The following is a 21,102-nucleotide window of genomic DNA, read 5'->3' on the forward strand; positions in this document are numbered from 1 at the left end:
AAGCCTAAGCAGCCGGTGTCCGCGCCGTGGTGCGCCACCAGCGGCGCGACGCCAGCGCGGCCAGCGCGGCGCCGGCGGCGTTGACCAGAACGTCGTCCACGGAGGACACCCGGTCCAGCCGCAGCACGTACTGCGCGGTTTCCACCAGGACCGAGCAACTCGCCCCGAGTGCCAGGATCCGCGGGACGGACGCCAGCGACGCGAACCGTATCGGGGCGAAGAATCCCAGCGCCGCGAAGACGAGCAGGTTGCCCACGATCCCGCCCGGCCCCATCGTGACCAGGTCCCGCAGCGGGACCAGGCTCACCCGGGCGGGCGCGGTGCCGGGCTCGGCACCCGGCATCATGGTCATCCACACGAACGGCACCGTCCCGTGGACCATGCCCACCTCGGCCAGCGACATCCGCCACGCCGATGCGGCACCCGAGGCACGCCGAAGACGAGCCGACGCCCACGCCACCAGCACGGCCAACGGCAGCGTGACCAACGTCATCAGCACCACGCCGTTGAACGTGTCGAAGCAGCCGTGCCACCGCCCGGCCACGCACATCGGAGCGGACATCATGAGCGGCCGCCGCACGACGTACGCGGCGCTCGCCAGAATGAGGGCCGCCAGGCCGAGGAGCACGATCCCGCGCGTGCGGCGGGGCGGCGCTGACAGGGACACGTTGTGGCTCATGCCCCCATTGGAGACGCGGGGCCGTTGCGGTGGCGTATGCGATTTTCGATACGTCCGCGATACACGGCCCCCGCCGAGCGTCCCGGAGGACCTCGCCGTCCGGCCCGCACAGCCGGCCTCGACCAGGTGCGGGACAGGGCGTGCTCGACGCGGGTGTGGCCGGGCGTGGCGCGTGCTGTGCGGTGACCCTTGTTCGCACACCGACCGCGGGACAGGCTCAGGCCCGCGTGTTCCGCTTCCAGTCCTGGGCGAGGAGCCCGAGGATCACCTCGTCCAGGAACTCGCCCATCACCCAGGACGCGGAGCGCAGCACGCCCTCGCGGACGAAGCCGTTGTGTTCGGCGGAGCGCAGCATCGCGGTGTTGTCGGCCAGCGTCTCGATCTGTAGCCGCTGCAAGCCGCGCACGACGAATCCGTAGTGGCACAGCACCGCGACCACGTCGGTGCCGTAGCCCTTGCCGCGGGAGGACGGCAGCAGCCCCATGCCGATGTGCGCGGACCGGTTGTGGTTGTCGATGTCCCACAGCACCGCGTTGCCGACCAGTGTGCCGCCGTCCAGCTCCACCACGGAGAACGGGACGTGCCGCTCCTCCTTGTCGTCGACCTCGAGCCGCGACTCCTTCGAGCCGGGCGTGATCGGCCGCCACGGCCTGACTTCGGACCGCGAGTAGGTGACCACGTCGTCGTGGAGTCCGGCCCGCAGGATGGGGATGTCGTCCTCGTGCCGGGCCCGGAGCCCGACCTTGCTGCCCGTTAGCATGCACGCTTCCTACCCGACCGGGCGGCTCGGTGTCACATACATTTCGGTCGGCGGGTTCCACGCCCGGCGCGCCCCTGAACGGGCCCGGTGATCAACCCAGTCCAGGGATCTCGGAGATCAGCAGGTCGATGAGTTTGATGCCGAGGAAGGGGAGGACGAGCCCACCGAGCCCGTAGAGCATCAGGTTGCGCCGCAGCAGGTCGTGCGCCGACGACGGGGTGTACCGCACCCCGCGCAGGGCCAGCGGGATGAGCGCGACGATGATCAGCGCGTTGAAGATGATGGCGGAGGTGATGGCCGAGGTCGGGCTGTGCAGACCCATGATGTTGAGCGTCTCCAGGCCCGGGTAGGCGCCCGCGAACATCGCCGGGATGATCGCGAAGTACTTCGCCACATCGTTCGTGATGGAGAAAGTCGTCAACGCGCCACGCGTGATGAGGAGTTGCTTGCCGATCTTGACGATCTCGATGAGCTTGGTCGGATTGGAGTCGAGGTCCACCATGTTCCCGGCCTCCTTGGCGGCCGAGGTACCCGTGTTCATGGCCACGCCGACATCGGCCTGGGCCAGCGCGGGCGCGTCGTTCGTGCCGTCGCCGGTCATCGCGACGAGCTTGCCGCCTTCCTGCTCCTGTCTGATCAGCGCGAGCTTGTCCTCGGGCGTCGCCTCGGCGAGATAGTCGTCGACGCCCGCCTCCTCGGCGATGGCACGGGCGGTCAGCGGGTTGTCTCCGGTGATCATGACCGTTCGGATGCCCATGCGGCGCAGCTCCGCGAAACGTTCGCGGATGCCGTCCTTGACGACGTCCTTCAGATGGATCAGGCCCAGCACGCGCGGGCCGTCCCAGTCGTGCACGGCCACCAGCAGGGGCGTGCCGCCCGAGGCGGCCACGGAATCCGCGGACCACCGTGCCTCGGACGGGACGTGGCCGCCGTAACTCTCCACCCACGCGATGATCTGCTGGGCCGCGCCCTTGCGGATGGCCGACACCGCGCCGTTGTCCCAGCGCAGGTCGACGCCGCTCATCCTGGTCTGAGCGGTGAACTTCACCCACCGGGCGTGGCTCAGTTCCCCCGCCGCGGGTGCCCGCAGGCCGTACCGCTCCTTCGCCAGTACGACGACCGAGCGGCCCTCGGGAGTCTCGTCGGCCAAGGACGACAGCTGGGCGGCGGTGGCGAGCCCCGTCTCGTCCACACCGGACAGCGGTACGAAGGCGGCGGCCTCGCGGTTGCCGAGCGTGATGGTGCCGGTCTTGTCGAGGAGCAGGGTGTTCACGTCCCCGGCGGCCTCGACCGCGCGGCCGGACATGGCGAGGACGTTGCGCTGCACGAGGCGGTCCATGCCCGCGATGCCGATCGCCGACAGCAGGGCGCCGATCGTCGTGGGGATGAGCGTGACGAGGAGGGCGACCAGCACGGTGGTGGACTGGGTGGCATCCGCGTACGCCGCCATCGGCTGGAGCGCGACGACGACCAGGACGAAGATGATCGTCAGCGCGGCCAGCAGGATGTTCAGCGCGATCTCGTTCGGGGTCTTCTGCCGGGTGGCGCCTTCGACGAGCGCGATCATCCGGTCGAGGAAGGAGTGGCCCGGGCGGGCGCTGACACGGACGACGACACGGTCGGAGAGGACGGTCGTACCGCCGGTGACCCCGCTGCGGTCACCGCCCGACTCGCGGATGACCGGCGCCGATTCCCCGGTGACCGCCGACTCGTCGACCGCCGCGACGCCGTCGATGACATCGCCGTCCGCCGGGATCACCTCGCCCGCCTCGACCAGGACGACATCGAGCGGTTTGAGGTCGGTGGCGGAGACGGGCTCGGTCTCGGCGTGCCGCAGGTCGGCTCCGTAACCCCAGTGGCGCAGCCGCCGCGCGACCGTGTCCGTGCGCGCTCTGCGCAGCGACGCGGCCTGCGCCTTGCCGCGTCCTTCGGCGACGGCCTCCGCGAGGTTCGCGAAGATGACCGTCAGCCACAGCCAGGCGCTGATCACCCAGGTGAACACGGCGGGATGGAAGACAGCGGAGACGGTGGTGAGGACGGCTCCGACGGAGACGACGAACAGCACCGGGTTCTTGACCAGGACCCGCGGGTGCAGTTTGCGCAGCGCGTCGGGCAACGACTGGACGAGTTGCGCGGGTTCGAACAGTCCGCTCGGTGCCCGGCGGTTCGCCCCCGCTTTCGCACCGGGCCCGGGGGAGGGCTGAGGGTCGGACGGCGGGGCTTGCTGAGGAGCGGCGGAGAACATGGGACCTTCGTGCCTCGGTGGGGAACCGGACCCACGCGCACAGAGGCACGCCGGCTGCCGGTCGGGCTGACAGAGCGTGTGGCGGCCACCAGGTTCCGTGCTGCCGGGATCCCGGCAGCACGGAACCGCGCACGCGCGCCGGCGGCGTGATGACGACCAGGACGCCGCCACGTGCTCGGCCGCCCTGGGGGAAGCTTTCGGTGAATGCTCCCGGAGGCGAGTCGTCATGCCGCTGACGTCTGCGCCCCCTGCGACGGCCGACGTGAAATCTAGCCCGCCCGGATGCCCGAACTATGCGCTTGAACAGGTATTTTGCGCCTTCCTTACGGCGGATCGGACAGCGGCGTCAACTGCCCGTCAAGGTCGGCGGCCCACACGTCAGGAGCGCGTCAAGGCTCGACGTTCACGGCCGCGACCGGTCGGGGGCTTCCCGACGGAGAGGTCGTACGCTTGCAGACCGCCGGAGCCCATTGCCGGCCGTCGCCGCGGGGCACGCCACCGGGTGTACACCCTCGGGCGATCGGGTCCACCCTCGGGCGCGGGCTGATGCCGGCGGAAGGAGTGCGGAAGGAGTGCCGACCATGATTCTCCCTGGAGTCAGGGACCCTCGCTTCGTGACGATCCGCCGCGGCGGGACCCTCACCGACGCGGATCACCATCTCCTCGCTCTCTGGGCGGCGTCCTGCGCGGAGCACGTCCTCGGCCTTTTCGAGGCGGTGCGGCCTGAGGACCCACGGCCGCGCCAGGCGATCGAGCAGGGCCGCGCCTGGGTGCGCGGAGAGGTCAAGATGATGCAGGCGCGCGCGGCGGGCGGCCACGCCATGGGCGCGGCGCGCGATCTGCGGGGCGCGGCACGGCATGCCGCGTACGCCGCCGGCCAGGCGGGGGCCGTCGCCCACGTCGCCGCGCACGAACTCGGGGCGGCCGCCTACGCGATCAAGGCCGTACGCGCCGCCGCACCGAAGGGAGAGAGCGAGGCCGCGGGCCGACTCGAATGCCAGTGGCAGCGCGACCGGCTTCCGGAGGCGATTCGCGCCCTCGTCCTCGACGACCAGCGACTGCGGAACGACATCTGCTGGTCGGTGTTCGACTGCTGAGTCCGCGTCGGCGCCGCGCCGCCCACCGACGTGATCACGCCGGCGGAGCGCGCACGGGAGACTCCCGTACGACGGCTCGCCTCCGGCTTCGACCGGGAGACGCCCTCGTGGCGCCTCCCGGCCTTTCGGCAAGACAGCGTTACAGCGCGCGCTCGAGTCGGTCCGCCATCAGTTTGACGAACCGGGACGGCTCCTTGGGCTGGCCGCCCTCGGCGAGGACCGCGAGGCCGTGCAGGAGTTCGGCCGTCTCGGCCAACTCCGTGCGGTCCTCACGTTCGTTGTAGGCCTGGTTCAGGCCCTTGACCAACTGGTGGGCCGGGTTGAGTTCCAGAATCCGCTTGGCGCGGGGCACCTCCTGGCCCATCGAGCGGTACAGGTTCTCCAGAGCGGGCGTCAGGTCCTGGGCGTCGGAGACGACACAGGCCGGCGAGACGGTGAGACGCGAGGACAGGCGCACCTCCTTGATGTCCTCGTCCAGCTGCTCCTTCATCCAGCTGAGCAATCCGGCGAACTCCTCGGTCCGCTTCTCCCGCTCGTCCTCGGAGGTGTCGTCGTCCTTGGCGTCGAGGTCGATCCGGCCCTTGGCGACGGATCGCAGCTTCTTGCCCTCGTACTCGCCGACGGCGTCGGCCCACACCTCGTCGACGGGGTCGGTGAGCAGCAGCACCTCGATGCCGCGCTCCCGGAACGCCTCCATGTGCGGGGAGTTCTCGATGCTCTGCCGGGACTCGCCCGTCAGGTAGTAGATGTCCTGCCGGCCTTCCCCCATCCGCTCGACGTACTGCTTGAGCGTGGTCGGCTCGGAGTCGTCGTGCGTGCTCGCGAACGACGCGACGGCGAGGATGGCGTCGCGGTTCTCCGCGTCGGTGATCAGGCCCTCCTTGAGGACCGTGCCGAACTCCCGCCAGAAGGTGGCGTACCGGTCCTGATGCCTGGCCATCAAGTCCTTGACCGTGGACAGTACCTTCTTCGTCAGCCGTCGCCGCATCATCTCGATGTGACGGTCCTGCTGAAGGATCTCGCGGGACACGTTGAGCGAGAGGTCCGCCGCGTCGACGACGCCCTTGACGAAGCGCAGGTACGGCGGCAGCAGGGCCTCGCAGTCGTCCATGATGAACACCCGCTTGACGTACAGCTGCACACCGCGCTTGAAGTCGCGGGTGAACAGGTCGTGGGGCGCGTGTTCGGGGAGGAACAGCAGGGCCTGGTACTCGAAGGTGCCCTCCGCCTGGAGCCGGATCGTCTCCAGCGGGTCGCGCCAGTCGTGGGCGATGTGCTTGTACAGCTCGTGGTACTCGTCCTCGGAGACCTCGTCGCGGGGCCGTGCCCACAGCGCCTTCATCGAGTTGAGCGTCTCAGGCGCGGGCCGCTCCTCGCCCTGGTCGCCCTCGGCGGCCGCCTCGGACGCTTCGGGCACCATCCGGATCGGCCAGGTGATGAAGTCCGAGTACCGCTTGACGATCTCCCTGATCTTCCACGGGGAGGTGTAGTCGTGGAGCTGGTTCTCCGGGTCGGCGGGCTTGAGGTGGAGGGTGACCGACGTGCCCTGCGGCGCGTCCTCGACCGAATCCAGTGTGTAGGTGCCCTCGCCGCGCGACGTCCAGCGGGTGCCCTGGCTCTCGCCGGCTCGGCGGGTCAGGAGAGTGACCTCGTCCGCCACCATGAAACCGGAGTAGAACCCGACGCCGAACTGGCCGATGAGTCCTTCCTCCCCGGCCGTGTCCTTGGCCTCCCGCAGCTCCTGGAGGAACTTGGCGGTGCCCGAGTTGGCGATCGTGCCGATGAGCTGCCCGACCTCGTCGTACGACATCCCGATGCCGTTGTCCCGCACGGTGAGGGTACGGGCTTCCTTGTCGACGTCGATCTCGATGTGCGGGTCGGACACGTCGGCGCCGAGCGAGTCGTCCCACAGTTTCTCCAGGCGCAGCTTGTCCAGCGCGTCGGACGCGTTGGAGACGAGCTCCCGCAGGAAGACGTCCTTGTTCGAGTACACCGAGTGGATCATCAGCTGGAGCAGCTGACGGGCCTCCACCTGAAACTCAAACGTCTCGGTAGACATGTTCGCGAATACCTCACAGGTCCTGTCGGCTGGAACTGGCGGCAGCCACTGTAAAACACCACGTCAGCCTGGTGGCCGAAAGAGGGGGCGATGGCTGGATCCGTGCCGTCCGTCGCCGTCCGCTGCTGTGCGGTGCCGTGCGGCCGGGCAAGGACAGCCGAAAGCCGCTGACGCCATGCCCGCACGTCCGTGGCGGGCTCGGGTGGACGTGCTCCGTTCCAGGCCGACGGTACGGACCGACTCCTCGGCCGACGCGCCCGGACCGCCTCCGGCCAGGTCCGGTGCCGGTGTCAGCCGCGGAGGCCGCCCGCCAGCCAGGGGAGCAGGGCTTCGGCGACAGCCAGGCTGTAGGGGCGGACCAGGCGGGAGAGTTCGGCGCATTTCTCGGGGCCGATCGCGACGTACGGCAGCGCGGCCAGCTCGTCGGTCGTCTGCTCCACCGCCTCGCGCCGCCCGCGGCCCTCCGGGGTGAGTACGAGGTCGGGGCCCTCCTCCAGCCAGCCGCGGTCGCGGAGCCGCTGGACGGCCTGGGCCCACTCCTCCTTGGACCAGGCGCGTGTCGTGCGCAGGGCCTCGGAGGTGACCGGGCCCGCGGCGGCGTGCGTCACGAGCGCCTCGATCCCGTCCAGCCCGGCACCGACCAGCGCCGCGATGTGGCCGTCCCCGCGGAACTCACGCAGCAGCGTCTGCGCGTGCCAGAGCACCAGGTGCGGCTCGTCGGGCCAGGGCAGCGCGCAGTGCGCGGCGAAGAGCGGGCGGCCCTGAGGACGCGGGAGTGCCGCTCGGGCGGCCTCCCGTGCGAGTGCCGCCGCGCGCTCCATCTCCGGGGACTCGACGGCGGAGCCCAGGACACGGCGCAGTGTGGCGTCGACGGCCTCCAGCCGGGCCGCCAGGAGACTTTCCGGCGACGCGGTCTTCCATACCGCGGGCACCACGCTGCGTACGAGCTCCGGGTTGAAGTTGCAGAAGGTCGCGATCACGAGTTCGGCGGATGCCGGGCCGAGGGCAGCGGCACGCGAGCCGAAGTAGCCCGCCCTGCCTTCCACTCCGAGCTCCGCGTACCTCGCCTGCGCCTCCGGCGCGAAGTACACGCCTCCGTGCACCGGCTCGACGGCCTTCCATGTCGTACGCACGTAGGAACGATCGACGTGCTCTTCGTTCTCGGCCTTCTCGGGCTTCTCGGTCTTGTCAGGCACGGTGGGCATGGGGATGACCTCTTCGAGGTTCTCCTGGGCCCGAAGGCACAGGAACGGAGGACCGGTTCGGGACGAGCCGGTGCGGTCGGCGCGGCTTCTCGGGCGTGGGGGAGGCGCGTGGTCCGGGGGCGCGTACCGGGGTGTGGTGGTGGTGACCGGCGGCTGCGCGGCCGCGTGCGGCGTGCGCAACTCATCCGGATCGGCGCCCGTTCGGGGTCCGCTCGATCTTGCTCCGCCCTCCGGGGGGCGTCAAGGGTTCTGCACGGCGGCGGTCCGGCCGCGCGCCGGCCACGCCGTACGGCCGGTAAGCCCCACCCAGTTGGGCCCCCGGTCCCTCAAGAGGGGGACAGGGCTTGACCCAGGAATGGGGACTGCCCGGCGGGCGAGGGGCGCAACTACCGTCGAAGCGTGCGCGAGTGGCCGCTCCGGGACCCCCGTCGACCGCCATCGCGCGCTCCTCGGCCCGTCCTCATCGGCTTTCGCTAGGAGCCCACTGCTGTGAACAGCGGTCTACTCGTCCCGCCCGCGGTCCGTGCCGACGGCCTGTCGTCCCGGCCCCCCGAGGCCTCCCTCACCTGGACCGACCCCGTCACGGGACGGCAGGGCTTCCTCGTCATCGACCGGCTCGTCCGGGGTCTCGCCAGCGGCGGCCTGCGCATGCGCGAAGGCTGCTGCGAGGAGGAGGTCAGGGGACTGGCGGAGGCGATGAGCGTCAAGGAGGCACTGCACTACGACCCCGCCAACCGCTATCTGCCGATGGGCGGCGCCAAGGGCGGCATCGACTGCGACCCGCTCAGCGACGAGGCACGCGGTGTGCTCTCCCGCTTCCTGGCCTTCATCCGGCCCTATGTGGCCCAGCACTGGGCGACGGGCGACGACCTCGGCACCACCACGGAACTCATCGACGAACTGCTCGGCGAACTGGGCGTGGAGGGCTGCATCGCCCCGGTGGTGCGGACGCTCGACGACCCGGAGGCGGCGCGGAAGAGGTTCGCCGAGGCGTTCGCCGCCGAGGTGGACGGCATCGGGCTCGCCGAACTCGTCGGCGGCTGCGGGGTCGCGGAGGCCGCGCTCACCGCTCTGGACCGGGACGGCAGGCCCCGGTCCTCCGCCACCGCCGTCGTCCAGGGCTTCGGCGCCATGGGCGGCTCCACCGCCCGCTTCCTTCACGCGGCCGGAGTCCGCGTGGTGGCCGTCTCGGACGTGCACGGCACCGTCGCCAATCCGCACGGTCTCGCGATCGAGGAACTGCTGCGCCACCGCCAGGCGTTCGGCATCATCGACCGCGGCCGGCTCGGCCCCGCCGACGTCCTCCTGGACCGGGACGACTGCCTGACACTCCGGGCCGACGTCCTGGTCCCGGCCGCGACCTCCTACACCATCCACGAGGCGAACCAGGACCGCGTCGTGGCCCGCTACGTCGTGGAGGCGGCGAACCTGCCCGTGACGGCGGCCGCGGAGGAGGAACTGCGCCGACGCGGCTGCGTCGTCGTGCCCGACGTCGTCGCCAATTCCGGTACCAACGCCTGGTGGTGGTGGACGCTCTACGGCGACGTCGCACCCGACGCCGCGTCGTCCCTGGCCAAGGTGCGGCAAGCGCTCCGTGCCCTGGTGACCGAGACACTGGACCTCGCCGACGCCACGGAGTGCACGCCCCGCCATGCGGCGCGCCGTCTGGCCGAGGCCAGGCGGGAGGCCCTCCTGCGCAGGCAGGACGCCACGTGATCACCACGCTGATGGCCACGGTGGCGGCGATGGGCTGGGGCGCGGCGGACTACTGCGGCGCCAGAGCGTCCCGGCACATGTCGGCCGCCCGGGTCGTGTTCCTCTCCCAGTTGCTGTCCCTCCCGGTGATCGCCGTCTGGCTGACGGCGACCGCCGGACCCGGACCCGGGCCCGACCCGGGCGCCCTCGCCTGGGGGTTCGCGGCCGGTGCCTTCGGACTGCTGGGTATGGTCCTGCTCTACCGGACGCTGGCCTCCGAGGGAATCGTGCTGGTCGCACCCGTCACGGCGGTGACGGCGGCTGTCGTACCGCTGGCGGCCGGTCTGGTCGTCCAGTCGGCTCCCGGCCCGATCGCGCTGTGCGGCGTCGGCTGCGCCCTGTTCTCGGTCGCGCTGGTGAGCCAGGTGGGGCGGATCCGGGAAGCCACCGTCGCGCTGCGCACGCTGCTGCTCGCCCTGGCGACCGGCGCGGCGCTCGGACTCCAACTCGTCCTCCTCTCACACCCGGGCCCGGATGCCGGCCTGTGGCCGCTGGTCGGAGCCCGTGCCGCCTCCCTGCTGTGCGTGGCCCCACGCGCGCTGCGCCGACGGCCGTCGACGGGTGGCGAGGGCGACGCACGGGTGCCATGGGCCGCGGTCGTGCCGGCCGGGGTTCTCGACACGTGCGCCTTCGCCTTCTACCTGTTCGCGACGGACCACGGCCTGCTCAGCGTGGTCGGACCGATCGTCTCGCTCTACCCCGTGGCCACCGTCCTCCTCGCGCTGGCTCTCGACGGCGAACGCGTGTCGGTCCACCAGGCACTCGGGCTCTTCCTCGGGGCCGGAGCGCTGCTCCTGGTCGCCGTCTAGGGGCCGCCGCCGCCCCCGCACCCTCCCGCCGATCTCTCCCCCTTCTGGAGCGTCTCCGACATGAGCAACCAGCAGTCACGCAAAGCTGAACGGGAACATGAACCGGCCCACGATCACGATCACAAACACGACCACGACCACGACCACGAACTCGAACTCGAACAGCGAAGGGTGCTCCAGGCCGCCGACGATCTTGTGGCCGCCTTCGGAGAGGAGCGCCTGAGCGACTACTTCCAGGCTTTCGCCCCGGACGCGACCTTCGTCTTCCACACCACCGAGCGGCGTGTCGAGTCAGTCGCCGAGTACCGGCGTCTGTGGGCGCGTTGGGTGGCCGACGACGACCTCCGGGTGCTGAAGTGCCTCTCCACCGACCGCAAGGTGCAGCTCTGGCACGACACCGCGGTGTTCACCCACACCGTCGAGACGGACATCGCGACGCTCGCGGGCACACAGACCCTCCAGGAACGGGAGACCATCGTCTTCCGCCGCGAGGCGGACGGCCGCTGGACCGCCGTCCACGAGCACCTCTCACCCGCCGTCGCCTTCCCGTCCGACGACCCGGCACGGCCGAGTCCGATCCCCGGATGACCGGCCGTCGGCGCTCGCGGCGAACCGACCTCGGCGGCCATCCGTAGCTGTAGGTGAGGCCGGTTCGACGCCGGTGCCACGGACCCCGACCGCGCGGCCGGCCCGGTGAAACCTCGAAGGCGCGGGGTGCCGGTCAGCCGGAGGGACGGACGGAAGCCCGTCCACCGACGTACGCCCGCGAGGGCGTGCCGTCACGGAAGGAGCAGTTCATGTCCCGCTGGGGGACCCTCTTCACGCGTCTGTCGCCGGGCAGGGGCGATCAGCCCGGCGCCCCGTCGGGGGAGCACGAACACCCCGTCCTCGTCGAGGAGTACGACGGCCTGACCCTGCTGCGTCCCACCGAGCAGGCGGCTCCCGGCCCGGACGACGTGGCGGAACTCGCGCGAACCCTGGCCGCCGAAGCGGGGCAGACCGTCGCCACCGTCGTGGTCGGCGTGGACGGCCCGGTGCCGCCCGCGCTGTGGACCCGGTTGGGCGATGTGCTCGACACCCTGCGCGAGAACGGCACGACCACTGTCCGCCTCGTGGTCTCCGGGGCGGGCGGCGGCGACGCGGACCGGCCCGCGCTGGCCCAGCGGATCGCCGACGTCTGGGGCCTGGGCGTGACCGCCCCGGAGGGCACCGCGCTGCTCGTACCCGGCGGCACCCTCTTCGTCCCCGACGCCCCTGAGCCGTCCGGCGGCTGGCGGCTCTTCCAGCCCGGCACGGAACCCACACCGCTCGGTGCCCGGCATCCGGCTCCCGGCTGGCAGTCGGCCTTCGCGGAGCTGCCCGCCCGCACCGCCGGGGGACACGCCGTGTACCCGATCCCCGCCGGCGTCCTGCTCCAGCCCCCGGGCTCGCCGCCCCCCGCCCCCGGCGCCCTCTGCTACGCCGTGCCCGTCGACGCCGCTCACCCGACGCTGCTGATCGGCGTCCCGGGCCCCGGCGGCGGCGCCCGGATCCCCGCCGACGACCTGGCCGCGCTGCTCACCGCACTGCCGGCGTCGGTGCGTTCGCGAGTCCGCGTGGCGCCCGGCGCCGAGGGCGACCTGCTGCCCACCGTCCAGCAGGTGGCCGACGCGCTGGACATCGAGGTGGAGGTGCTGACCGGCCCGCCGCTCGCCGCCCCGCCGACGGCCCGGTCCGAGGAGGCCGCCGCCCCCGGTCCGGTCCTCGTCGACGGCACAGGCCGCCCGACCTGGCGGCCGTACGCGGAGGCCGTGGTCTGCCGTCCCGCCGCGGCCGCAGCCGCAGCGGTCGACGGTGAGGGCGATGGCGATGGGCGCGGCGTCGGGGGCGGGGAAGGCGACGAGAGCGCGACCGAGACCGCCCCCCGGCTGCTGCGCTGGCGCTCCCCGGTGCCCGATGCCGAGACACCGGACGCCGGAGTGGTCCGCCTGTCGGAGCGGTGGCAGGTCACCGTCACCCGTTCGGGGCTCGCTCTGGGACCCGTGGGACAGCGGCTTCCGCTCGCCGGACGCCCCGTGCGCGCGGACCGACTCGTCGTCGAGATCGCCCCGTCGGACCGGCCGCTCGACGAGTCCTGCTGGTCCGGGCTGTCCCATGTGCTCGACCACCTCGACGCCGAGGCACGCGAGTGCGCCGTCCTGCACGCGCCCGGCCGCACGGTCGAGGAGTGCCGCATGCTGCGCCGCCTGGCCGTGCAGCACGAGGTGCGGATGCTCTGCCCGGAGACCGCGGGCGCCGACCCGGACGCCCTGCCCGTGCCGGTGACCGGGCAGCCGCCCGCCGCACCCGCACCCGAGGCACCGTCTACCGCGGCGGACGGCTTCACCCTCTACCGCGACCGGATCGGACGTATCGTCCAGGCCGCCAACGCGGGCCGGTACGAGGACGCCACGGTCCTCGCCACCTCGCTCGAACGCGAGGTGTTCGTCGCCCACGGCCCGGAGCATCCCACTTCGCTGCAGATCCGCCAGATCAGAGCCCATGTGATGCGGCTGGCCGGGCACCAGGCCCTCGCGGCGGACCTCTACCGGCGCGTGGCGGTCAGCCTGTTGGTCACCGCCGGCCTGGACAGTGTCGACGCCGAGCAGGCCGCCGCCAACGCGGACGCCTGCTGGCGTGACACCGGGGACATCGCGCTCGCGCTGCGCCTCGCGCCGTCGATCGTCGCCCTGCGGCAGAAGCTGCCCGGCCCGGACGGCCGTTGGCTGCGGGCGGCGGAGAGCTATCGGGCCCAACTCGTCGCCGCGCACGCCGCTCCCGGCGCGCCGGACCTGCCGTCAGTCGTGCCGGTGCCGGTGCCGTCACCTGCGGCTGACCCGTCGGTCCCCCCGGCGGCGCTGGCACCGGGCGCCGCCGTACAGCGGGTACGGAGACCGGCCGTGCAGCGCGAACTCGTGCCCGCCACGCCTTCCCGGACCTCGAAGATCACCGGGATTCTCTCCGCACAGCCCTCGGCCGTCGGCCGGGTCCCCGAGGCCGCGGCACCCACCTCGTGCTCGGCCGTGGCGGGGTGACCGTAGAGCACGACAGGGCCCGTCAGAGCGTCAGGGCGTCAGGGCGTCAGGGCAGGCCCGGGCACGTCAAGGCACGTCCCTGCGCGTCAGGAAACGACGACGCCCCCTTCACCGCACCCCGAACAACGACCCGAGAGCGAGCGGGGATGGCACAGGCAAGCACCGGGACGTCCAGCGTGGTCGGCACGAACGGCGCGGACGGTGGATCGCTACGCGTCGAGGAGTACGGCTGCCTGGTGCTCCTCCGCTCCGCCGACAGTCCGGCCCCCGCCGCGGAACTCCAGAGCCTCGCCGCCACGCTCCGGTCGGCCGGGGACCTGACGGTGACGCTGCTCTCGGATCCGCGGGCGACGGCGGAGCCCGACTTCTGGCCCCGCCTGGGCGGACTGCTCGACTCCCTGCGCGCGTCCGGGCACACGGTGGTGCGCCTCGTCATGACCGGCGCGGGCGCGGACCAGACGGGCCAGCCACCGCCGGCCCGGCGGATCGCCGACCACTGGGCCATCGCCGTGGAGGCACCCGCGGGCCCGGTCCTCGTGGCCGCCGGGGGGAGCCTGTACGCGCCTGTCGGTCCCGACGGCCGCGGTGGTTGGCTGGGGTTCGCCCCCGGAGCGATGCCGGTGCGGCTCGGCACGCGGTGCCCCAAGCCCGTATGGCAGTCCGCGCTCGACGCCCTTCCGGGCGGCCCGGTGGGCGGGTACGCGCTCGAGCAGCTCCCCGCCGGGGTGCTGCTGCGCCCCGGGCGGTCGGCCGCCACCGCACCCGCCGCCGACCGGTACCACGCCGTCCCGGTGGATCCGCTCCGGCTCTCCGTCGTGGCGGACGGCCCGTCGGGGGACGCGTCGCTCTGGCCGGCCCTGGAGGTCGTCCTCGACTCACTGCCGGCGCAGGTGCGGGCGAGCACCCTACTGCTGGTGCACGCAACCGCCGTATTGCCGAACGGAGTTCATACCCCCAACGAGCTGGCGACCCGCTACGGCCTGGGTGGTGTCCAGCTCCTTCCCGCTCCGCCCGACACGGACGACGCCCACCGCACCCCCGCCGCACCGCGCCCCGGTCACGAGCTCGTCCCGCAGAACCGTTCGGCTCCCGCCGCACCGCACGCGGATCACGAGCTCGTCCCGTACGGGCGTTCCACCCCGGCCACGCCACCCCCCGGCCAGGAGGTCGTCCCCTACGCCCCTGCGAACGCCCCCGCGCCCGCACCACCGCCCCCGCGCACCGCGGCCGGTCCGCTCGCCGCGCCGGACCTGTCAGCGGCGTGGGAACACCTAGGCCGGGGACGGGAGCCGATCGCGGCCCCCGGCGAGTCGCAGGCCCCCGATCCGCCCCCTGGACCGGATCTCGAGGTGGCCTGGGAGTACCTGAGCCGCCGCCCCGGCACGGGGGCGGACGCCCTGGACGAGCCGGCCACCCGGTCCGGCTCGGCCCACCCGGACGACCCTGCCGAACCGGCGGTACGGCCTGCGTCCACGCGTGCCGCCCTGCGCGCCGGCTACCGCAGCGGCCCCGCGGAGCACGCCGCCCTGCGGCTGCTCGCGGGGCCGGCCTGGGAACGCCACGCACCGGCCGTAGCCCACGCGCTCGGTCGGCTGCCGGCCATGGCGGACACCGAACGGGAGTCGGTGGAGGCGGAACTGACGGCCCTTCGGCTCTACCTCGACGACGCCGACGGCCTGCTCGACCACCGCGCTCTGGCGGCGGCCTGCCACGGCCGCGACGACCGGCTCCTGCCCTTCGCCGCCTGTCTCGTGTCGGCGTTGCGCCGACTGCCGACACACCGCGGGGCGGTGCTGCGCGGCGCGGGCTCCGCCCTGCCGCCGGAGGAGAACCCGGAGACCGACCCGCTGCGCCCCGGCACCGTGCTGCGCGACCGTGCCCCGCTGAGCGGCGTCGCCGCCACCGGAGGCGAGGGCCGGCCGCGCGGCCCGCGCTACGCCATCTGGTCGGTCACCGGACGGCTGGCCCGCCGGCTCTTCGACGAACCCGCCGAGGAAGTGGTGTTCGCCCCCGGCACGCCCTTCATGGTCCTCGACGTACGGCGCTCCGGTCCGTCCCCGGTCGTGCTGCTCCGCGAACTGCCCGCCTCGGGCGGGGCACCGGCACGCTTCGCGGCGAAGGGCTCGCACGCCGAACTGGGCGAGGCGGACCGGGCCGCGCTCGCCGGTCTGGACGAGGCGCTCCGCGGCCGCAGCATCCCGGGCGGCGGCGGAGGCTGGCCGGAGCGTTGCGCGGGACCGGTGGGCTCGGGCCCCTGAGGGTTGTCCCGTGCCGGTGTCGCCCCGCCCGGCGTAGGGTCTGCGAGGCGGTGCGTTCAGCGTGGTCGGTTCGGTCACGGGGGAGTGGGGCCAGTGGAATGACACACAACCTTGGGGATCCGGACGGGATCACGACGGAGATGGCCATGCAGATCCGTGCGTGGCGCGTCGACGAGGACTTCAGCTGGCGCGCCGTCGCCCAGGCCGCGTCGGAACTCTGGGGCTCCGCGTACGGCAGCAACCAGCTCTACGGCGAGGATCTTTGCGCGGCCGCCGCGCGCCTCCTGGGCGAGAACCCCTCCAGGGAACCCTGGAATTGACACCCGTCAGGACGGGGGACGGCGGACGGACAACGGTCGGCCGCCAGGCGAGCAGCGCGAACCCGTCCCGCGCAGCCGGTCGCCCGATAGCGTGGCGGCGCCGTGACGGGAAGTGCCACCGATCGGGGCGGGTTGCGGACATCACGCGGGGTAGCTTCGGCAGGACGTACGCCTCGTCGCAGCCGCCCGGGGCGTGAACCCGGTTCAGGCGCTCACCGCCCGCGATCACACACCGGCCACGGTGGGTCGGCGCATGGCCGCGCCGCACACGTGACGGCTCGGTGTGCGGCTCTCCCGCACCCGGTGGGGGCACCCGTCCATGACTCACGGCTCAGCACCCGCGGTCGTAGAGCGCCCGCAGCCACGGTTCCCGGACGGCGGGCATGCGCGCCAGCGTGTGGCGGAACGCGGCGCGGGACGGCCGGAACGGCGCGTGCGGTGGCAGCGGATCGTCCCGCTCCACACCCTCCGGCAGTCCGCCGACCACCGGCAGCCGTGTCCGTAGCGGTGGGAAGGCCAGTTCGGCCCAGAGCGCGGCCTCGACGGGTACGGCCACCGCGCCGCCGCTCGGCTGCCACACCTCTCCGGTCTGCGGATGGACCGGCACCAGCACCAGCCCGGCGGCCGGCTCGGCCAGCCCCGGGCCCGCCAGGTCCAGCCGCCGCGCACCCTCTCCGGAGGGCAGCAGCGCGGCGAGGGTTCGGCCGAGGAGGTCGGCGACCGGGCCGGGCGCCACTTCGACCGGCCCGCCCTCGGCGGCCACCACCATGTGGGCGAGGGCCGCGCCCGCAGGGATGTCCTGGTACTCGCTCAGCCCGTGCCACAGCGCACCGTCGGCCGGCAGCTCCGCCCAGTCCATGACCGGCCGTTCCGGCGGGGCGGGCAGCCGCGTCACCGCCCGCGGGAGGAGCCGGACCACCTGCCACTGCCCGCAGTCGTCGATCCGCGATCCGACCGCTGATCCGCAGCCCAGGCAAGCGAGGTTCGGGCCGCCACTGCCGTTGATCCCTAAGCAGTAGCCCTCGGTCCGCTCCGCGATCAGCCCGACGCCACGCAGGTCGCCGGGCGCGAGCAGGACGGTGTCCGCCGGTCCGTAGGACAGGGAGGCGAACGGCGCGAAGAGCCCCCGTGCCGCGGCCTCCCGCGCTCCGACCTCTTCCCACGGCCGCCAGGGCGGTCCGTACGGCTCGGGGTCGACGGCGTAGGTTCCCGGCTCCAGGACCGGCGGGTGCAGCGACTCCCAGTGGGCGTCACGCAGGTGGATCGGCAGTGCCGTTCTCGACACCGGTGCCGTCAGTGCCGCACCGCAGCCCGCACACCCGAACACCGCCAAGCCGTCCCCTCCCGCCGCCGAAGCCCTCGCATCCCACCAGGCCGGCGTGCGGGCGGCAAGGGATTTTCGGCGACGCTGACCGACCGTCGGGCGCGGTGAGGTGAGGCCACTCGGCGTCCCACGTCCCGCACCAATTCGTCACGGGGACGGGACACCCCTTTCCTACGAGGCGACCCCTCAACGCCCGCACGGGGACACCGGAATGGGGATCTGTCCGTCCCCCGCCGGCCGCTGCGACGCTGGCCTGACTGGCAACACACCGCCGGAGAGGAGCAGTACGGTGAACGACTTCAAGGTGACACCGGAGATGGTGTCGCAGGCGGCGACCTCGTGCGACACCACGGCGGGAGAGATCCAGGGACAGCTCGCGGATCTCAAGAGCTACGTGGTCAACCTGGAGGGCTGGTGGCAGGGCATCGCCCAGGACACCTTCCAGGCCCTCATGCAGGAGTACGACATCTACTCCCGCATGCTCCACGACGCGCTCACCGACATCGCCAGCGGCCTGCGCGGCAACTACGTCAACTACACCGACGCCGAGCAGCAGAACATCGCCTCGATCAACGCCATCGAGGCCGGTCTCGGCAGCGCCAAGCTCAACTGACCGAGCGTCACCTCAGCGAGTCGGCGAGTCGGCGAGTCGGCGAGTCGCGATCCGGGACTCCGACCCCTGAGTGATTCGACGCTTCAGCGACACAGCGATTCCCGACCCCCCGACCCCCAGCACGACAGGGAGTGATCATGGCAGGAAATGTCGACGGCGCGAACCTGATGGTCAAGGAGCAACTCGCCGGCGCGGGCACGCACATCAACCTCGTCGCCCAGACCATCGCGGACGAGCTGCACACGCTCATCACCAAGCTCCAGCCGGTGCTCGCCGGCGGGGACTGGAACGGCGCCGCGCAGCAGTACTTCGAAGGCCTGGAGGCGGAGTGGAACTACGCCGCCAACGGCCTCTTCGGCCCGGAGGGCGTGCTCGGCGAGATCGCCCACGCGATGCACGTCAACTGGAGCAACTACTCCGAGGCCGAGTGGGCCAACTCCCGTACCTGGCAGCACCGGTGAGCCGTCGCTCCGGCGGCGGAACACCCTGATCCCCCCGAGGAATCGTCACCGTGGACGAGCACTGCCGTATCACTGTCGTCGGAGAGCGCCGGAAGGTGGACCTCGCGGTCCCGGCCGGCGCCCCGATCGTGAGCTATGCCGACACCCTGGCGCGTCTGTGCGAGCAGGACGCGGCCGACATCATGCCGGCGGCCTGGACCCTGGGCGCGGCGACCGGGAGCGCCTTCTCCCCGGAGTGGTCCCTCTCGGAGCTGGGCATCACCGACGGGCAGGTCCTGTACCTGCGTGATGCCGCGGACGACGGGCTGGACGACCCGGTCGTGCACGATGTCGCCGAGCGTGTGGCCGAGGCCTCCGACGGCCCCCTGAACCGCCGATGGGACGCCCGTTCCCGCACGTACGCCCTGACGGCGCTCGCCCTGGGCTGGCTCGTCGCCACCCTGTTGGTGCTCGCGGCCCGGCGATGGACCGGCTTGGGTGTCCTGTTCGACCTCTCGCTCGGCGCCGGACTGGCGCTGCCCGTGCTGGCGTGGACCGCGACGGAGCGGAACTGGTCCGTCCCGGCGGGGCTGCGCATGACGATGGCCCTGTGCACGGTGCCCGCGCTGGCGCTGTGCGCCTGGTCCGCCGCCCCCGCCTACGGGGTCGGCGGGCTCGGTCTGGACGGCATCATGACCGACACGGGACTCGCCGTCTCGGCGTCCGCCGTGGGCGCGCTGCTCGGCGCGTTCCTCGCCGCCGTGGCCGCGCCGGGGGTGACCACCTCCGCGACCCAGTTCACGGCCGTGCTGGTGGCGCTGCTCTGCATCGGCCTCGCCGTCCTGGGGGCCGGCGCCGTCCAGGCGGCCTGCGTGGTCGCGGTGGTCGCGTTCGGGCTGCTGACCGTCGTACCGGGGGCCGTGAGCCGCACCGTCGCGCACACCTGGCGGCGGGTCCGGATGCGGGCGCAGGAGGAGCCGCGTGACGACGACGTCGCCGACGCCGTACGCGCCGCCACCGTGCTGCTGGCCACGTGGAGCGGACTGCTGTGCCTGGGGCTGGCCGGCGCGCTGGTGGTCATGGCCGCCTCCGCCTCGCCGTACGCCGACGCGGCGGCCGGGCTGCTGGGGCTCGCGGTGATCCTGCGCGCCGGGTCGGCCCGGTTGGTCGCCGAGGTGGTGCCGCAGCTCCTCGCCGGTGCGGCCGGGCTCTTCACCCTGCTGATCACCGCCCCGGAACGGTTCGGTGGGGTGAGCTGGGCGGCCCCCGCGTGCAGCGCGCTGACCGCGGTCGTCCTACTGGTCTACGGCTTCCGGCGCATGCTGCGCCGACCGGAACTGCCGGCGATGGCGCGGCCGAGGTGGCTCGCCGGCTTCGGTTCGGTACTGGCCGGAGGCAGTGCCGCGCTGGCGGTGGCGACGTTCGGCGCGTTCGGCGCGCTGGTCGATCTCGGACGCCACATCTGAGTGCCGGGCGGCCGACGTCATCGCGCCGCGTACCCACCGGCCGGCACCACGGCGGGCAGGAGGGGACGCGGCGCGATGTCAGGCGGCGGGGGAGTACCCGGCGGCGAGCACGGAGGAAGTGCCGTGGAACTCGTTCTCCTGGAGCAGTCCGAGCTCGATCGCCTTGCGTGTCAGATCGGCCTTGTTGCGCACGTTGAGCTTGTTCCTGATCCGCTTCACGTACGTGCTGACCGTGGCCTCCGTCAGGCCCATCCGGCGGGCGATCTGGCCGTGCGTCAGGCCCGTGGCGAGCAGCCGCAGGGCCTCCCGCTCGCGGTGCGCGAGCGCCGGCGCGGGGGTGCCGGCGGGCCGCTGGAGCTCGCGGTGGAGCCGGGTGGCGAGGCCGGGCGCCACGTGCAGGCCGCCGAGGGCGACCGTCTCGACCGCGCGCAGCAGTTCCTGCTCGCCCGCCTGCTTGCTGACGCAGCCGTAGGCACCGGCGCGCAGCGCGTCGGTCACCGGCTGCCAGCCCGCGAAGTCCGCGACGACCAGCACCCGGCCGTGCGCGGTGAGCGCGTCGACGGCCCTGGCGAGTTCGGCTCCGGTCTGCGCCGGGGCGCCGTAGACGATGACGTCGAGGCGCTGTGCGGCCGGGTCCGGCAGCTGCCCGGGGTCCGCGGCCAGCGCGGCCACCCGCAGCAGGGAGCTGCCGGAGAGCAGGGTCTTGAGCCCCAGGCGCACGAGGCTGTGCTGCTCGACGACGGCGATCTGAGACAACTGGGGGGACATGGCGCTCCTGCCATTCTCATTTCCGGTGAGTTCCTCAGCAAGAACGTAGCCCGCCCGTCAGGCCCTTTCCCGGCCCCGGACGCGGTGAAAGAAATCACGTGAACCTGCCCGTGACCTCCTACGTAACTCAAGTTGGGTGCCATGCGGCCGGGTTGCCGACCACCCGTGCGTCGCGGGTCGGACACTCGTCCCGCCATCCCCATTCCGGAATTCCCCGGACACCAGACGTTCATCCGGTTCCAGAAAACAAT

Annotated in this window: 17 protein-coding genes; 10 read left to right on the forward strand and 7 right to left on the reverse strand. The window is 72.6% G+C overall.

The window, feature by feature from the left end; translation table 11 throughout:
- Nucleotides 1-4: 4 nt before the first annotated feature.
- From ACWCQK_RS27905 to kdpB, 3 genes are all read right to left on the reverse strand, one after another.
- Nucleotides 5-679 (reverse strand): VanZ family protein, encoded by a 675-nt coding sequence (locus tag ACWCQK_RS27905; RefSeq protein ID WP_451159483.1) that lies wholly within the window; start codon nt 677-679, stop codon nt 5-7.
- 217 nt (nt 680-896) lie between these two features.
- The gene (locus tag ACWCQK_RS27910) at nt 897-1,439 is read right to left on the reverse strand and encodes a GNAT family N-acetyltransferase (protein WP_451159485.1); all 543 of its coding nucleotides are present in this window, start codon (nt 1,437-1,439) and stop codon (nt 897-899) included.
- Nucleotides 1,440-1,530: 91 nt separating this feature from the next.
- Nucleotides 1,531-3,684 (reverse strand): potassium-transporting ATPase subunit KdpB, encoded by a 2,154-nt coding sequence (gene kdpB / locus ACWCQK_RS27915; RefSeq protein ID WP_451159487.1) that lies wholly within the window; start codon nt 3,682-3,684, stop codon nt 1,531-1,533.
- 581 nt (nt 3,685-4,265) lie between these two features.
- On the opposite strand from kdpB, the gene ACWCQK_RS27920 reads away from it, so the two are divergent.
- The gene (locus ACWCQK_RS27920) at nt 4,266-4,781 is read left to right on the forward strand and encodes a putative immunity protein (protein WP_451159489.1); all 516 of its coding nucleotides are present in this window, start codon (nt 4,266-4,268) and stop codon (nt 4,779-4,781) included.
- Nucleotides 4,782-4,920: 139 nt separating this feature from the next.
- On the opposite strand, the gene htpG is transcribed toward ACWCQK_RS27920, so the two are convergent.
- Nucleotides 4,921-6,840: a molecular chaperone HtpG gene (gene htpG / locus ACWCQK_RS27925; RefSeq protein WP_451159491.1), complete on the reverse strand. Its 1,920-nt coding sequence runs from the start codon at nt 6,838-6,840 to the stop codon at nt 4,921-4,923.
- 290 nt (nt 6,841-7,130) lie between these two features.
- The gene (locus tag ACWCQK_RS27930; RefSeq protein WP_451159547.1) at nt 7,131-8,036 is read right to left on the reverse strand and encodes an SCO6745 family protein; all 906 of its coding nucleotides are present in this window, start codon (nt 8,034-8,036) and stop codon (nt 7,131-7,133) included.
- A gap of 498 nt (nt 8,037-8,534) precedes the next feature.
- Here ACWCQK_RS27930 and ACWCQK_RS27935 point away from each other — a divergent pair, with 498 nt between their 5' ends.
- The 6 genes from ACWCQK_RS27935 (at nt 8,535) to ACWCQK_RS27960 (ending at nt 16,240) form a co-directional block, all read left to right on the forward strand.
- Nucleotides 8,535-9,761: a Glu/Leu/Phe/Val dehydrogenase dimerization domain-containing protein gene (locus ACWCQK_RS27935; protein WP_451159493.1), complete on the forward strand. Its 1,227-nt coding sequence runs from the start codon at nt 8,535-8,537 to the stop codon at nt 9,759-9,761.
- Nucleotides 9,758-10,609 (forward strand): EamA family transporter, encoded by an 852-nt coding sequence (locus tag ACWCQK_RS27940; protein ID WP_451159495.1) that lies wholly within the window; start codon nt 9,758-9,760, stop codon nt 10,607-10,609. Before ACWCQK_RS27935 ends, ACWCQK_RS27940 begins: the two co-directional genes overlap by 4 nt.
- Before the next feature lie 60 nt (nt 10,610-10,669).
- On the forward strand, nt 10,670-11,197 hold the full coding sequence (locus ACWCQK_RS27945) for a nuclear transport factor 2 family protein (protein WP_451159497.1): 528 nt from the start codon (nt 10,670-10,672) through the stop codon (nt 11,195-11,197).
- 209 nt (nt 11,198-11,406) lie between these two features.
- Nucleotides 11,407-13,662 carry a hypothetical protein gene (locus ACWCQK_RS27950; RefSeq protein ID WP_451159499.1) on the forward strand — a complete coding sequence of 752 codons (2,256 nt, stop codon included), beginning with the start codon at nt 11,407-11,409 and terminating at the stop codon, nt 13,660-13,662.
- 146 nt (nt 13,663-13,808) lie between these two features.
- Nucleotides 13,809-15,920, forward strand: a complete 2,112-nt coding sequence (locus ACWCQK_RS27955) for a hypothetical protein (protein WP_451159501.1) — start codon at nt 13,809-13,811, stop codon at nt 15,918-15,920.
- Between the two features lie 146 nt (nt 15,921-16,066).
- The gene (locus ACWCQK_RS27960; protein WP_451159503.1) at nt 16,067-16,240 is read left to right on the forward strand and encodes a hypothetical protein; all 174 of its coding nucleotides are present in this window, start codon (nt 16,067-16,069) and stop codon (nt 16,238-16,240) included.
- A gap of 331 nt (nt 16,241-16,571) precedes the next feature.
- Here the strand turns inward: ACWCQK_RS27960 and ACWCQK_RS27965 are convergent, their stop codons facing one another.
- Entirely contained in the window at nt 16,572-17,525 is a 954-nt protein-coding gene (locus ACWCQK_RS27965; RefSeq protein ID WP_451159505.1) for a hypothetical protein, read from the reverse strand.
- A 328-nt stretch (nt 17,526-17,853) separates the two neighbouring features.
- Here ACWCQK_RS27965 and ACWCQK_RS27970 point away from each other — a divergent pair, with 328 nt between their 5' ends.
- From ACWCQK_RS27970 to ACWCQK_RS27980, 3 genes are all read left to right on the forward strand, one after another.
- On the forward strand, nt 17,854-18,177 hold the full coding sequence (locus ACWCQK_RS27970) for a WXG100 family type VII secretion target (protein ID WP_451159507.1): 324 nt from the start codon (nt 17,854-17,856) through the stop codon (nt 18,175-18,177).
- Nucleotides 18,178-18,314: 137 nt separating this feature from the next.
- On the forward strand, nt 18,315-18,638 hold the full coding sequence (locus ACWCQK_RS27975) for a WXG100 family type VII secretion target (RefSeq protein WP_451159509.1): 324 nt from the start codon (nt 18,315-18,317) through the stop codon (nt 18,636-18,638).
- 50 nt (nt 18,639-18,688) lie between these two features.
- The gene (locus tag ACWCQK_RS27980; RefSeq protein WP_451159511.1) at nt 18,689-20,083 is read left to right on the forward strand and encodes an EsaB/YukD family protein; all 1,395 of its coding nucleotides are present in this window, start codon (nt 18,689-18,691) and stop codon (nt 20,081-20,083) included.
- Nucleotides 20,084-20,161: 78 nt separating this feature from the next.
- Here ACWCQK_RS27980 and ACWCQK_RS27985 read toward each other — a convergent pair whose 3' ends face one another.
- On the reverse strand, nt 20,162-20,851 hold the full coding sequence (locus tag ACWCQK_RS27985; protein WP_451159513.1) for a LuxR C-terminal-related transcriptional regulator: 690 nt from the start codon (nt 20,849-20,851) through the stop codon (nt 20,162-20,164).
- Between the last annotated feature and the right edge of the window lie 251 nt (nt 20,852-21,102).

Source organism: Streptomyces sp. NPDC002306, from assembly GCF_053593435.1.